Below are 14,621 nucleotides of genomic sequence, written 5' to 3' on the forward strand. Positions count from 1 at the left end.
GTAACGGTATAAATTCTATCTGTCGTACCACACGCCTTGCCAATCCCCGATACGGGAGTCCCACGCTGCCACTTAAGCCGCATTGTCCTCTTGTCAGACAAAATCTACCGTGAGCCAGATGTTACTGTAGAACAGTCCATATAAAGAAATAATTACAGGAAACGCACCTGTTCACAGGACATACGCCGTCATTGGCAGACGGCACACCATGACTACAACGCCAACCACGAGATGTCCCCTTCATGAGCATTCTTGCCATTCTGATATCGCTGGGACTGTTGATGTTCCTGGCCTACCGCGGTATCACCGTTCTGTTGCTGGCACCTGTGATGGCGGCTCTTGCCGTCGTGCTTTCAGGTGATGCAGGTGCCCTGCTGCCCAGCTATACCGTCACCTTCATGAGCCAGCTGGGCGGTTATCTGGCCAAGTTCTTCCCGCTGTTCATTCTCGGTGCCCTGTTTGGCCAGTTGATGGCGGATTCCGGGGCAGCCCACGCGATTTCCGAGGGGCTGGTAAAGCGCCTCGGAACCCGCCATGTGATTCTCACCGTCGTGCTGGCCTGCGCCCTGCTGACCTACGGTGGCGTCTCGCTGTTCGTGGTCGCTTTCGCCGTCTATCCCATCGGTGCCCAGCTCTTCCGGCGCACCTCGACACCCAAGCGACTGCTGCCCGCGGCACTGGCGCTGGGCTCCTTCACCTTCACGATGACCGCCCTGCCCGGTACCCCGGCGATCCAGAACGCGATTCCGATTCCCTACTTCCAGACCAACAGCTTCGCGGCTCCCGGACTTGGCATCATCGCCGGTCTGATCATGCTGGGGCTGGGCACCTGGTGGCTGAAGGGCAGAGCCACGAAAGCTCAGGCGCAGGGCGAAGGCTATGGCAAGCATGACAATGAGGCATTGAATGATGATGCGCCGGTGGCACGCATGAGCATGCTGACAGCCGTGATCCCGCTGATACTGGTGATCGGACTGAATGCCCTGCTCACCTACCTGGTCTTCCCGCGCATCGACTTCTCCTATCTCAATGACGCCTTCCCGGAGCTGGACCCGGCCGGCGCCACCGGCATGTGGTCGATATTGATCGCGCTGAGCTGTGCGTCACTCTGGCTGGTGGTGACTCGCTGGAAGCAGTGGGCTGACTTGAAGACGACGGTCAACAATGGCTGTTTCGGTGCCATGCTGCCCGTCTTCAACACCGCCTCGGAGGTCGGTTATGGCGCCGTGATCGCAAGCCTGGCCGGCTTTGCACTGGTCAAGGAGGCAGTACTGGGGCTCTACCCCGACAATCCGCTGATCTCGGAGGCCGTGGCGGTCAACGTGCTGGCAGGGATTACCGGTTCCTCCTCGGGCGGCATGAGCATCGCGCTCTCGACACTGGGCTCGACCTACATGGAGATGGCCGTCAATGCCGGGATAGACCCTGAATTGATGCACCGTGTGGCGGCACTGGCGGCTGGCAGCATGGATACGCTACCGCACTCAGGTGCAGTCATCACGCTGCTGGCCATCTGCAAGCTGACTCACCGCCAGTCCTACGGACAGATGTTCATGATGACCGTGGCGTTCCCGATGCTGGCACTGATCAGTGTCGTGACGCTGGGCAGCCTGTTTGGCAGCTTCTGACCACGACATGCCTCTGAAAGCCAAGGGCGACAGAAACGACACAGGCCACCTCAAGGGGTGGCCTGTGTCGTTTCGATACCTGAGACATCTGTCTCAGGGCGCCTTGATGGCACGGACAGTCTCAATAGACGTGATGCTGTTGGATCATGGGGACTTCGGCGCGGGCACGCGTCTTGATCCAGAGCGTCAGATCTTCCTTGTCGGCCCGAGGATTCTCCGCCACCCAGTCGACGATGCGCGAGGCAATGAACTCGGCGTAGAAGTCATCATCGAACTGCAACAGCATCAGGTCCTCACCGGCCTGGCTCACTCGCAGCAGCACTTCACTGCCGGGCAGCACATACAGGCTCAATTCGTGCAGGTATTGCGTCGTGAAGGTGACGCGCTTGAAGCGATCAGGGGCATCACGACCACTGTTGCTGATGTCATTCATGAAAGCCATGATGCTCCCCCGTAGTAGACATCTCATGCATTTCGCTCAGATATGAGCAGATATCTACAATGATAGACCAGATGCTCTTGCCACGGTTGCTTTTATTAGCGTTTTTTAACGGACCACCCGACGCCTGAGCGCGGAACATTGATCAGGCGTCAGATTCACGCGTTCTGACGCAACGCATCACTCTCGAGGGTGAGTTGCACCCGCTCCAGCCAGCCCGCCAGCAAGGCTTGCTTGTGGCGACTCATGGCGTCCTGTTCGGCGATGGTCTGCGAGAATCGGCGCCCGGCCTTCTCAAGCCGCCTGGGTCGCTTGCCCTGACTGCATCGCTCGAAATCCTCCGCCAGCGCCAGAATCAAGCTCTGCAAGGCACGCTGCACGGGCCTGGACATGTTCTCGCCAAGCTCCCGTCGCACGAAGCCTATTCCGCGGCCGATATCCATGCCTGTCAGGCCCAGAGACATCAGAGGCATTCCCTGCGGCTCGTCCGCGATCGCAGGTGAATCGGCCCCGCCCTGACGTGACTGCTGCTCCTGTTGACGGCTTTGCTCATGGCGGGCAAGACGCAGCAGGCGATCTCCCATGCGTCCCCCGAACCAGCTGTCCACCTGCTGAGCGGGGCGTTCGGCCAGCTCTCGGATATCACTCGCCGTTGTCTGGATCAGCTGGCGTTTGTCCCAGCCGGCCCCGGGTACCGGGATCAGGCGAAACCCGAGAATGGTCACGATCAGGCCGATCCCGGCCGCCAGACTCCGGTTGAGGGTATAGGCCACATCGAAGGTCATGCCGTTGTCGGGCATCACCAGCAGGATATTGAACACCACGAACGGCAGACAGATCCCCGCCAGCACCGGCACAACGGACCCCATCAGGCCGATGAACAACGGAACACTGAAGATCAGAATGAACGGCACGAAATGCTGGGCCTGACTCAACAGGACATTGCCGAACAACAGCACACTGGGCACGGCGAACAGTAGGCCTTTGAGCACCATGGGGATGATGGGGGCGGGGTCATCGCGACTGGCGAAGATACCGGAGAACAACGTGCCCAGCAGCATGGCCACCGCCCCATTGTCCCAGGCCGTCGCCAGCCAGAAGATGGAGGTAGTCCCGAAGATCAGCATGGCACGCAGCGCATTGGTCGCCGCTCGTCCGTGATCGCGATGCCAGCTCAGACTGGGCTGGCGCAATTGATGGCGACCGGGATGATTGATGACCTCACGTGCCTGAAGCATCACCAGCGCATGGCCCAGCACTTCCCGCAGACTATAGAGCAGCCGTGCCTCGAGGGCAGACAGATTGCGCTGACCGCGCGAGATTCTCAGACATTCTCCGCGCAGCTCCTTCAAGGTGGCGCGTGCCTGCCCGATCCCCTGGTTGTCGGCCATGCTCTGGAAGGCGCTGCCGAGTCGCTGCATCAGGTCCTGTGTCGGCTGACTGAAGCGCTCCGGTTGCTGAACGGCCGGACGCGCGAGCTGATCGTCTTGCCCGTCGTCGTCGATGGCGTTGGGGTGCTCGGACTCACCGTCAGCGCCAGTGGCGTGATGGCGCAGGAAGAATTCCGGGTGACGCAGCTGATGCAGTGCCTTGAGGGTGGCATAGAGGCGCATGCTCCGTCGGGTCAGCAGATGGACACCGCGGATACGCCCCTTGCCCTGAGGCCCCTCATACCGCGCGGAGTGGGCATCGATCTCGAGATTGTTGAGCGCCCCAAGGCCGGTCATCATCTGTTCGAGCATCGCCTGACGTTCGCGATTCTCCTCGGCATGCCGTTGCTCGGCGCTCAGGTCATCCTGGGAGGGGTCCGAGAAGGCCAGCGCCATATAACGGAAGGTGGCGTTGACGGCGGTATCCGCCAGCTGCCCCAGATGGTCTCGCACACGTATCGGCCAGACCAGCGCACTGACCAGCACGGCGCACAGTGCACCAAGACTCAACTCACTGAGGCGAGCCAGCGCCACCGAGAAGAAGTTGCCGGGCGCCGAGGACGTCAGCACCACGATGATCATGCAGGCCACCGCCCCCATCACGCAGCCATAGGAGAGGTTGTTGTGGGTGAGCGAAGCCCCGTAGATGCACAGGCCGATCCACAGGGTGACACTGCCCAGTGCCAATTCCGGCGCCTGGGCAAACAGCCCCATGATCACGACGGCGACACCGACACCCGCCACGGTGCCGGCGATCTGGCAGATGCCCTTCTCGACCACCATCCCCGACATCGGGCGTATCTGCAGAAAGGCCGCCGAGATCAGCGCCCAGTAAGGGCGATCCAGATCAAAATAGAAGGCCGCATAGAGTGCCAGTGACATGGCAAGGACACCCTTGAAGGCGAACTTCAGGGCAAAGGAAGAGGGTCTGAGAAACGCCGCGAGTGCCGGAGACATCGATCAAGGTGCTCCGTGGCCGCTGTCCTCGGCATCGGTGATGTCACTGAGCAGCCGGACACTCGCCGTCATGCCTGCCGCCAGATTGACCCCGGACGCCCGTACCGCCTCGATATCATCGAACTCCACTCTCACCGGGATACGCTGTGCCAGGCGTACCCAGCTGAAGGTCGCACTCACCTGCGGCAGCTGCTGGGCATTGGTCGCGGTATTGTCATCGGCGATCCCCTCGCCGATTCCCACGACACGGCCCTTGAAGTCCTTGTTGCCGCTCATCAGCGTGATCTGGACCGGATCTCCCTTGCGCACATGCTGCAGTTTGGTTTCCTGGAAATAGGCGCTGAGATAGAAGGAGTCATCCTTGATCAATGCCATGACCGAAGTACCCGCCGTCACATAGTTGCCCTGCGTCAGGTGCATGTTGAGGATGCTGCCATCCGCCGGAGCGGTCAGCTGGGTACGGTCAAGATCCAGTTGCGCGGATTGAAGCGCCGCCTCGGCCTGTTGCACATCGGCGCGAGCCACCTCGGCCTCGAGACGAGCACTGTCCCGCTCCTCTTCACTGATCGCCCGGTTGGTCAGGCGACTGCGTCGATTGGCTTCATGCTCCTTGAGCCGCAAGGTGGCCTTGGCACTGGCCAGACTCGCCTTGGCCTGAGCCAGCGCCGCCGCATAGCGGGCCTGGTCGATCTGCAGAATCACGTCGCCCTGCTTGACGCGAGTGGTGTCCGCCACGTTGAGCTCACTCACCCAGCCGGACACGTCAGGACTCAGCGTGATCACCTCGGCACGCACGCGAGCATCCCGCGTCCAGGGACTGTACATGTAGGTCTTCCACAGCCAGATGGCACACCAGACCGCCACGGCCACCAGACACAGAGTAATGACCCATTTCACGACTTTCTGTCGAGACTTGCTCATGCAGTTTCCTTGAAGAGTTGATCCTGACGGGAGCCTCGGCTCACACGAGGTTGCGCAGAGTGATGCTTGCCAGTGACGCCTGAGCTCGACCGCCTTCGAAGATGGGGTGACGTTGCGACAGTGACGCGACAGGTAAATGACGAGGGACATCTGACGCTTGCGACGCGAGCGCTGTCGCGATGACGATGAGTGACGGACCAGACGCGATTCGGTGAAGGCGTCAGGTCACCAGTGCGACGATTCCCGTCAGACAGATGATGAAGAGCGAGATGTCGAACCAGGCCTCGAACCATAGCTCATGATTGGCAAGCACCCGGTGCAGCAACGAGCGAATCAACCCGGCGATCACCAGCGCCGCCAGCGCATAGACCAGCATGGGGCTGATCAGGAATTCTCCCACCACCATCTCGTGCAGTGCATTGAAACCTGCCAATGGCATGTCAGGGGGTGTTTCGTTCATCGACACATGTCCTTTGGAGATCCTCTGGAGGTGAGATCACGCATGCGGGGGGCGATAGGCGAGATTGGTCGCCAGCATTGACGCTCAGTCAACGTCAACCAATGGAGGCAGGTCCGCCTGCATTCAAGGTCTCAAGCGCCCGCCACCCCACAAGAATATATGCAGGCTAACATTTATCAAGCGAGTTGCCACGTGCCCGTGATGAGACGCGACAGTGCGCAAGTGCTTCCCCCTGCTGGTTTTTCCAGTAGGGGGAGCGAGTGAAGACAGCGTCCGAGCAGAACATCTGGTGGGTGTGGCAGTCATGACAAGCGGCTTGCCTCTCGACAAGCCGCTTATGAAGGCTCCGCTCCGCTTTCGCACTCAACAACGCGCTCACTCGGTTGCGTTACACGGCATAACCGAGGATGCGCGGCAGCCATAGCGCCAGTTCCGGGAACAGCATCACCACTGCCAGGGCCGCGAGCATCGCCACGACAAAGACCATCGCCCATCCGACGGTCTTCTCGAGTCGAACACCGGCCACGCTGCTGGTCACCATCAAATTGACGGCCACCGGCGGCGTGAACTGGCCGATCGCGATGTTCATCGCCAGCAGGATGCCGAACCATACCGGATGCCACCCGAAGTGCTGCATCACCGGAATCAGCACCGGCATCAGGATCAGGTAGATGGAGACCGCATCCAGCAGCATCCCGGCGATCAGTACCGCCACCATCACCAGAATCAGCAGCACCGTGCCGCTATCGGACAGCGTGATCAACCACTCGGCGAGATGGCGGAAGGTACCCAGCATGGTGCCGGCCCAGGCGAATATGCCCGCCAGCGCGATGATCAGCATCACCACCCCCGAGATCACCGCTGCTTCCCTGAGCAGTTCCCACACCTGAGAGAGCTTGAGCTCACGGGTGATGAAGAGCCCGACACACAGCCCGTAGGCAGCCGCCACCACCGCCGCTTCCGTGGGCGTGAAGAGGCCTGAGCGCAGCCCGCCGAGGATGATCATCGGTGCTAGCAACGCCGGAATCGCTGAGCGGAACGCCGGACCCAGCGCGATACGTTCCACCTGAGTCGGATCTTCCCAGCGATAGCGCCGCGACAGCACCCAGGCCGGTACCAGCAAGGCCACACCCACCAGCAAGCCCGGAATCAGCCCTGCGGCAAACAGCGCGCGCAGATCCACCCCCGGCACCACGATGGAATAGAGGATCAACGCGATGGAGGGCGGGATCAGGATCGCCGTGGAGGCCGAGGCCGCAATCAGCGTCGCCGAGAACGCCTTGGGGTAGCCCGCCCGTGTCATGCTGGGAATCATCACCATCGCCACTGCGGCGGCATCTGCCGGGCCGGAACCACTCATGCCGCCCATGATCAGACACACCAGCACCGCCACCAGCGCGAGGCCACCGTGACGCGGCCCGATCAACGCCTGGGCAAAGCGCACCAGCCGCGCCGCCACTCCGGCACGCTCGAACACTAGCCCCGTCAGGATGAACAATGGAATGGCGATCAGCGGATACTTGGCGATGCTGTTGTAGGTATTGGTCCCCAAGGTGGCCAGCATGCTGACCGGCAGACCCGCGACGATACCCACCGCCCCCGACAGCCCCAGCGCGAAGGCCACCGGCACGCCGAGTATCAACAGCGCGACAAAGCTTGCGAGCAACCAGAGATCAGGACTCATGATCTGACTCCTTGTGCTGGTCGCGATCCACTTGCCGCGAATCAGGTCCTTGCTTCAAGCGATCAACACACTGCTGCAGCTGGCGCCAGGCCATCGCCACACCCAGTAGCGGCAGCCAGATCACATACCACCAGTTGGGCAGGCCCAGTCCCGGTGACAGCGACTCCCACTGATACTCCTCCAGCGCGAAGGTGCCGCCAAACCAGACGACCAATCCAAGCACGACAAGTACCGCCAGGGTCTGCAACACCACCACCAGTCGCCACAGCGGCAACGGCAGCACGTCTTCCAGCAGCGCGATACGAATATGTGCCTGACGGCGAATCGCCACCGAGGCGCCCGCCAGCGTCAGCAACACCAGCAGGAAGACCGAGAATTCCTCGGTGAAGGCAAAGGAGGCATCGGTGGCGTAACGCACCACCACGTTGGCCAGACTGATGATGCCGATCAGGCCCAGCGCCAGCGCCGCCAGCCAGGATTCCGGCCGCACGCATGGCGGTGGCCTGTCCGTGGGAGCAGGCGCTGCGCTCGTGCCAATTTGATGTGAGGCTTGTTGAGACGGTTGTTGCGACTTTTGCGACATGACACGCGATCCACACGAACGCCGAGGCTGTCAGGCCCCGGCGTGGTTCTTCACTCAATAACGCGCACAGACCGCATTATTCCCGATATCATCTGCTCCGTGATCAGCGGCGATCATGGCCAGACTCAGCGCGAGGCCTCGACCTCGGCACGTGCCGTCTCGACCAGCGCCTCACCGATCTTCGGTGTCCAGCTTTCGTAGACCGACTGGGTGGCATCGCGGAAGGCCTGCATCGCATCGTCATCGAGCTTGACGACATTCACGCCGCGCGCCTCGATATCCGCCAGCCGCTGGGCATTGCCTTCACGACTCATGGCGATCTCCCAGGCACCCGCTTCCCTGGCGGTCTCGGTCAGCAGGGTGCGCTCCTCCTCACTGAGCGACTTCCAGACACGCTGGTTGGCGGCGAAGATCAGCGGGTCCGCCATGTAGTGCCAGAGGGTCAGATGGGTCTGGCCGACCTGATCGATCCGCGCCACATCAAACACCGACAGCGGGTTCTCCTGACCATCCACCGCACCGGTGGTCAGCGCCGGCTTGGCATCCGCCCAGCTCATCTGGGTCGGATTGGCGCCCAGCGCCGTGAAGGTGTCCTGGAACAGCGGCGAGCCCACCACACGAATCTTCAGGCCCTTCAAGTCGTCCGGCGAGGTGATCGACTTCGAGGAATTGGACACCTCACGGAAGCCGTTCTCGCCCCACGCCAGCGGCATGATGCCCTTGGACTCGATGGCGGCGAAGACCTGCTTGCCCGACTCACCCTGGGTCAGCGCATCGATGGCGGCGTGGTCCGGCATCAGGAACGGCAGCGAGAACAGGTTGAGCTCCGGCACCTGGGGCGACCAGTTGATGGTCGAGCCCACCGCGAGATCGATCAGCCCCTGACGCATGGCCGAGAATTCCTTGGTCTGGTCTCCCGCCACCAGCTGGGCATTCGGATAGACACGCAGGGTGAGGTCGCCACCGGAGCGCTCCTCTACCAGCTCCGCCCACTTCTCGGCCGCCTGCCCCCACGGGAAGGCATCCGACAGCACGGTGGAGACGGACAGCTCGCGCGCCTCGGCATCACTCACCATCAGCGGTGACAGCAGAGCCAGGCCAAGCACGCCAGCCATCAGGGCAGCGCGACTCGGGGCGGCAACACGCAAAGAAGTAGAAGAGGTAGTGGAAGGAGTAGCAGACATCGAAGCGTGGCGATGCCATTGACGAGTGACGGTGTCAGTTCCGGAGGCGGAATCAGCGTTGGCGAGTGCGGCGGTCAGGGTCATGAATAACCTCTTGATTATGATGTTGTTGAGTGTGTCCTCGGGCAGATTCGCATCTACTTTGGTCGCTGACCATTCGACCATGCGACAGATCGGTGCTTTTTCGACGCTCACATGCTATCTCGCTCCATTCCCATCACTGTATATACATCCACCCCTCGGGTTTTCCGAGACTTTTTGCGTACGAAACGCTCGACCATGTGGTGTCATCAACGTGTGTTGCCAAGGAGTGTATCCAGCGATTCAAGAGGGCCAACCTGGGTGCAGGCCCCGCCAACAGGGAGTTTTAGGATATTTCACTTTGCTTGATGCCGTGCCTTTTACAACGCCAGCGTGTCCCCAGCCCCTTCGAGGTCAGGATTTCACGGAGCACTGTATACTTATCCAGCCCATTACATCATTGCGACAAATTTCCAGATCTGTCGCCTTTCATCCACGCAATGGCGCGCCACGGGTCGCAGACTGCGGATTCGGTCGGTAGACTGAGCGCCGTTCCCGCAAGGACCAACCACGACTGACCATCACCACGCACGCAAGTGTCGTACCTGACATCTCGTCGGCACCGCTCAAACGGTACCGACCTTGACCGATGAGGCCCCTTCCATGCCGCACCCCCAGCAGGAAGCCATACCCACTCCCACCTTCGAGACCGAGCCGCTCGACACGCCGCCCAAGCGACTGCAGCCGACCAGCAGTCTGGGCGCGGCGGTCGTTCTGTGGTCGCTGCTGCTGGGAATGGGGATGCTGATGCTGGCCAACGGACTGCAGGGCAGTCTGTTGGGGATTCGTGCCTCCTCGGAAGGCTTCAGCAACACCATGACGGGCATCATCATGTCGGCCTACTTCGCCGGCTTCCTGCTGGGCTCGACGCTTGCGCCGCGCAAGCTGCGTCGGGTCGGCCATGTGCGTACCTTCGCGGCGCTGGCCTCCATCACCTCGGTGTGTATCCTGATCCACGCGCTCTATGTGGTGCCCGAGGTGTGGATCGCGATGCGCTTCATCACCGGTTTCGCTTTCGCCGGTCTCTACGTGGTGGCGGAGAGCTGGCTCAACAGCCAGGCGACCAACCAGATGCGTGGCCGGCTGCTGGCCATCTACATGGTGATCACCTATCTGGGCATGGGCGGTGGCCAGCTGCTGCTCAACGTCGCCAACCCGAATACCTATCTGCTGTTCATCCTGGTCTCGGTGATCATGTCCTTGGCGCTGGTGCCGATGCTGCTGTCCGCCTCACCGCAACCGGAAGGCGCGCAGCCGGAGGCCATGGGGATCGTTCGTCTGCTGCGTCTGGCACCGCTGGGCACCCTGGGCGGCTTCGCCACCGGCATCGCCAACGGCACCGTCTTCGGCATGGGCGCGGTGTATGCCGACCGCGCCGGCCTGCCGGTGCAGGAAGTCTCCTGGTTCATGGGCGCCTTCATTCTGGGGGCCGCCCTGCTGCAATGGCCGCTGGGCAAGCTCTCCGACAAGCTCTCGGCCAAGAAGGTGATTCTGGGCTGTAGTGTCGGGGCGATCGCGCTGTCCATCGGCGGCGTGCCGTTCAGTGGTGGCAGCATGCTGACCATGGCGCTGCTGGGGGCGGGGCTCGGCGGGCTGATCCTGACCCAGTACTCGCTGTTCCTGGCGGCGGCCAACAACCTGCTGACCACGCCACAGATCATCTCCGCCAGCGGCACGCTGGTGCTGATGCATGGCGCGGGCGCGATTCTGGGCCCACTCACCGCGGGCCTGCTGATGGAGCGCTTCGGGGCCGTCGGCTTCCTCTATACCCTGACCGCCATCCACGTGCTGATCGTGATTCTCGCCGCCAGTGTCACCAGCAAGCCGCGTCAGGTGCTGGATGCCGAGGATGGCGATCACCCCGGTCACTATGTGGTGGCGCCCTCCACCACCAGTCCGCTGAGTGCCGCCTGGGTCGAGGAAGCCATCACCGAGCCCGAGACAGGTCAGCTGGAATTCGACTTCGATGCCGAACCTGAGCCGGAGCCTAGCGAGGAAGAACTCGCTGCCCAGCAACAGGAAGCGGCCTCTGAAACAGAAGGAGGCGTCGTACAGCAGGTCGACAACGAGGAAGGCGTGATGAACGACCGCGTCACCGGCATGGAAGACGACTGGCATCTGGATGGCCACATCGACGAGCAGGCCCAGCACCTCAGTGAAGAGGAGCGCCGCGTCAAATCAGAGCCGGAGCGCGAGAGCTACTGATCACGTCTGACGGCATGCCGAAATTGACGTGATGAAAAAGAGAGAAACAAGAACACCGCCCTGAGAGGCGGTGTTCTTGTTTGGAGCGGGCGAAATAGCGGCTGGCGAAACAGGGACAGAAAAACAAGGGCAGCCGAAACAGCAAACGGTTCAGCGGGGGGAGAAAGACCAGGAAAACGAAGAAGGCTCAAAACGATAAGGGCTCAGCGACGACGCTTGCCCGCCCGCGCCACCAGATGCGGCGCCAACACACCCTGCAGACGGCGCACGGCCTGGGAGTGCAACTGGGAAACCCGCGACTCGGTGACATCGAGCACCGCGCCAATCTCCTTGAGATTGAGATTCTCCTGATAATAGAGCGCCATCAACAGCTTCTCGCGCTCCGGAAGCCGTCCGATGGCCTCGGTGAGTGCTCGGCGAGTATCGGCCTCCTCCAGCGCCTCGTGGGGCAATGCGAAGGGTTCCGCGTAGGGAGTGGAGATTCCGCCCGGCGCAGCGCCATCCTCATCCAGCATCTCGTCCAGCGACATCACCATGCCGTTGTTGGTATCCAGCAGCAGGCGTCGATAGTCCTCCAGCGCAAGCCCCATGGCAGCGGCGATCTGGGTCTCCTCGGGCGGATAACCCAGGCGCTGCTCCAGCTGCTGGATCACGCTCTCAAGCTCGCGCCCGGCCCGCCGCACACTGCGCGGCAACCAGTCTCGCGAGCGCAGCTCATCGAGCATCGCACCCCGGATGCGCTGACTGGCATAGGTGGCAAAGCTGGCACCGTGGCCCTGCTCATAGCGGCCCACGCATTCACACAGCCCCAACATGCCAGCCTGAATCAGATCCTCGAGATCGACACTCGCTGGCAAGCGCACTTGCAGCTGAAGCGCGATCCGGCGCACCAGCGGTTGGTATTCAGAGTAGATATCCTGCTGGGCCATGCGCCCATTGGCGGTATACATCGGCGTCCTGGTCCTCGCTTGCATCCCTCGGGGTCGTTTGACTCAGGGTCGTGCCCCCCATCCTCGGGACTCCTGTTCCCAGCGTATTGTCGCGCCCCCGCCACAAACCATTCGCTCGAATAGCTACCCTCAGCGACGGCTTTCCTGCCTTACGTCGCAAGTCCGCCTCGGGGAGGCGGAAACGAAGGCAGGCTGGAAGAGACAGAAAGGTAAGACGAGACACGCCCCCACCAGCAGGTCGACAGAATGTCGCGAGCATCTCGCGGGCAGAGCCAGGAACTCAGCCGGAACGAGCAACATCAAAAGGCCGCAAAAAATTTCTAAAGTTCTGTCGCGCCGCGACGATAACTGAAGCAACGGCACAGGAGTCGTTACTGGCGACACGCCATCTATCTCCCCATTACGACAGGAAGTGACACATGGCTTCAGTGATCAATACCAACACCCTTTCCATGGTGACTCAGCAGAACCTGAATCAGTCCCAGAACGCCCTGAACACCTCCATGGAACGTCTGTCCTCCGGCATGCGTATTAACAGCGCCAAGGACGACGCCGCCGGCCAGGCCATCGCCAACCGCATGGACTCCCAGATCACCGGCCTGTCCCAGGCACAGCGTAACGCCAACGACGGCATCTCTGTCGCCCAGACCGCTGAAGGCGCTTTGAATCAGGTCAACGATAACGTGCAGCGTATCCGAGAATTGACGGTTCAGGCGCAAAATGGCACCAACAGTTCTGAAGATTTGCAATCCATTCAGGACGAAATCAACCAACGCACTACCGAAATCGACCGCATTTCAAGAGAAACGGATTTCAATGGCGTCAAAGTGCTATCTGAAGACCAATCCATCTCCATTCAAGTTGGTGCAAATGATGGTGAAACAATCAACATTGATCTCAACAAAATCGACTCGTCATCCTTAGGCTTGGATACACTTGATGTCACCAGTTTGCCTAAAGCAGCTTCATTCGGGAATGGTTTCGATGATGGTAATAACACAATTGTGACAGATGACCCGACAGTCACAATTACAGACGATGGTGGCACTGAGCTTGATGGAGCAAGCGTGTTTAAAGATAGTGACAACAACTACTATATCAAAACCGCTGATGGCGAATATTATGAAGCTGCAGCTACAAACAGCGACTCCGCTGGTGGTACCAACTATGATACAGTTACACTTGAAGCAAGTAGCACCGCTATGACAAATGATGATATTTCTAAAAATGGCTTGTCACCTCTTAGCGATATTGATGATGCCCTGAATGATATCAATAGTCAGCGCTCAGCCCTCGGTGCCCTGCAGAATCGATTTGATTCCACGATCACCAACCTCTCGACCATCGAAACCAACCTGGCCTCTGCCCAATCGCGTATTCAGGATGCCGATTACGCAGAAGAAGTCTCCAGCATGACCACTGCACAGATTCTGCAGCAGGCGGGGACATCCATGCTGACCCAGGCCAACCAGGTGCCGCAGAACGTGCTGTCACTGCTGGGCTGATCTCTGGCTCGCATGCTGCATGGACCTGTCACTCAGTAAGAGTGGCAGGCCCGTCGCTGGCAGAGGATAGTGGACTGGTTGATTTTGATCCTTTTAGCCAACAGCGCTCTTGCATTTCAACCTCCGCCAGCGATATCCAACAGCAGCAAACAAAAAAGGGCAGACGCATCGCGTCTGCCCTTTTTCATTGGAAGGCGGACAGGAATCATACCGCCATGTTCATGATTTCCTTGTAGGCGCTGAGCAACTTGTTGCGCACCTGTACGGTCATCTCGAATTCCAGTGAGGCCTTCTGGCCTGCCACCATGACCTGATCGAGGCTGACATCCGGGCTGCCCAGCTCGAAGGCCTTGGCCTGCCCCGCCGCGACCTGCTGTGACTGGCTGACGCGCGCCAGTGAATCCTTGAGCATGCCGGCAAAGTCCGACGACGCCTCAGTCATCTCGCCTGGCTGCCCGCTGCCCCCCGCGGCCTGAGCCGCCATGCGCTCAAGTTGCTGCACCCCGTCCTTCATGGCGGGTGACAGCGCGGACGTCACGCTCGCACCAACTGATTCGATTGCCATCCCGCCTCTCCTGTCTCAACGCGCGCCAT

Annotated in this window: 12 protein-coding genes; 3 read left to right on the top strand and 9 right to left on the bottom strand. The window is 60.7% G+C overall.

Annotated features, from left to right (window positions below; genetic code table 11):
- Window positions 1–242: 242 nt before the first annotated feature.
- Window positions 243–1,628, top strand: coding sequence for a GntP family permease (locus OW493_RS05950; RefSeq protein WP_289863579.1), 1,386 nt, complete (start codon window positions 243–245; stop codon window positions 1,626–1,628).
- Between the two features lie 121 nt (window positions 1,629–1,749).
- Here the strand turns inward: OW493_RS05950 and OW493_RS05955 are convergent, their stop codons facing one another.
- The 7 genes from OW493_RS05955 to OW493_RS05985 all read right to left on the bottom strand — a co-directional run bounded on the left by OW493_RS05955 (window position 1,750) and on the right by OW493_RS05985 (window position 9,217).
- A complete protein-coding gene (locus OW493_RS05955; protein WP_176503324.1) occupies window positions 1,750–2,070 on the bottom strand; it encodes a hypothetical protein in 321 nt (106 codons plus the stop codon).
- A gap of 155 nt (window positions 2,071–2,225) precedes the next feature.
- A complete protein-coding gene (locus OW493_RS05960) occupies window positions 2,226–4,454 on the bottom strand; it encodes an FUSC family protein (RefSeq protein WP_289863584.1) in 2,229 nt (742 codons plus the stop codon).
- 3 nt (window positions 4,455–4,457) lie between these two features.
- A complete protein-coding gene (locus tag OW493_RS05965; RefSeq protein ID WP_077376306.1) occupies window positions 4,458–5,375 on the bottom strand; it encodes an HlyD family secretion protein in 918 nt (305 codons plus the stop codon).
- Window positions 5,376–5,595: 220 nt separating this feature from the next.
- Window positions 5,596–5,835, bottom strand: a complete 240-nt coding sequence (locus OW493_RS05970; RefSeq protein ID WP_240499517.1) for a DUF1656 domain-containing protein — start codon at window positions 5,833–5,835, stop codon at window positions 5,596–5,598.
- A gap of 388 nt (window positions 5,836–6,223) precedes the next feature.
- Window positions 6,224–7,519 (bottom strand): TRAP transporter large permease, encoded by a 1,296-nt coding sequence (locus OW493_RS05975; RefSeq protein WP_289863586.1) that lies wholly within the window; start codon window positions 7,517–7,519, stop codon window positions 6,224–6,226.
- Window positions 7,509–8,009 (bottom strand): TRAP transporter small permease, encoded by a 501-nt coding sequence (locus OW493_RS05980; RefSeq protein WP_255317572.1) that lies wholly within the window; start codon window positions 8,007–8,009, stop codon window positions 7,509–7,511. The genes OW493_RS05975 and OW493_RS05980 overlap by 11 nt, the downstream gene beginning before the upstream one ends.
- A gap of 218 nt (window positions 8,010–8,227) precedes the next feature.
- Window positions 8,228–9,217, bottom strand: coding sequence for a DctP family TRAP transporter solute-binding subunit (locus tag OW493_RS05985; protein ID WP_289863701.1), 990 nt, complete (start codon window positions 9,215–9,217; stop codon window positions 8,228–8,230).
- A 753-nt stretch (window positions 9,218–9,970) separates the two neighbouring features.
- Between OW493_RS05985 and OW493_RS05990 the strand changes: the two genes are divergently transcribed.
- Entirely contained in the window at window positions 9,971–11,572 is a 1,602-nt protein-coding gene (locus tag OW493_RS05990; RefSeq protein WP_289863587.1) for an MFS transporter, read from the top strand.
- 203 nt (window positions 11,573–11,775) lie between these two features.
- Here OW493_RS05990 and OW493_RS05995 read toward each other — a convergent pair whose 3' ends face one another.
- Entirely contained in the window at window positions 11,776–12,522 is a 747-nt protein-coding gene (locus OW493_RS05995) for an RNA polymerase sigma factor FliA (RefSeq protein WP_289863588.1), read from the bottom strand.
- Between the two features lie 419 nt (window positions 12,523–12,941).
- Here OW493_RS05995 and OW493_RS06000 point away from each other — a divergent pair, with 419 nt between their 5' ends.
- Complete coding sequence (locus OW493_RS06000; protein ID WP_289863589.1) at window positions 12,942–14,027, top strand: FliC/FljB family flagellin; 1,086 nt, start codon at window positions 12,942–12,944, stop codon at window positions 14,025–14,027.
- 205 nt (window positions 14,028–14,232) lie between these two features.
- On the opposite strand, the gene fliE is transcribed toward OW493_RS06000, so the two are convergent.
- Entirely contained in the window at window positions 14,233–14,592 is a 360-nt protein-coding gene (fliE, locus tag OW493_RS06005) for a flagellar hook-basal body complex protein FliE (RefSeq protein WP_289863590.1), read from the bottom strand.
- Window positions 14,593–14,621 lie beyond the last annotated feature (29 nt).

Source organism: Cobetia sp. 14N.309.X.WAT.E.A4, from assembly GCF_030397495.1.
GTDB classification, from domain to species: Bacteria; Pseudomonadota; Gammaproteobacteria; order Pseudomonadales; family Halomonadaceae; genus Cobetia; species Cobetia marina.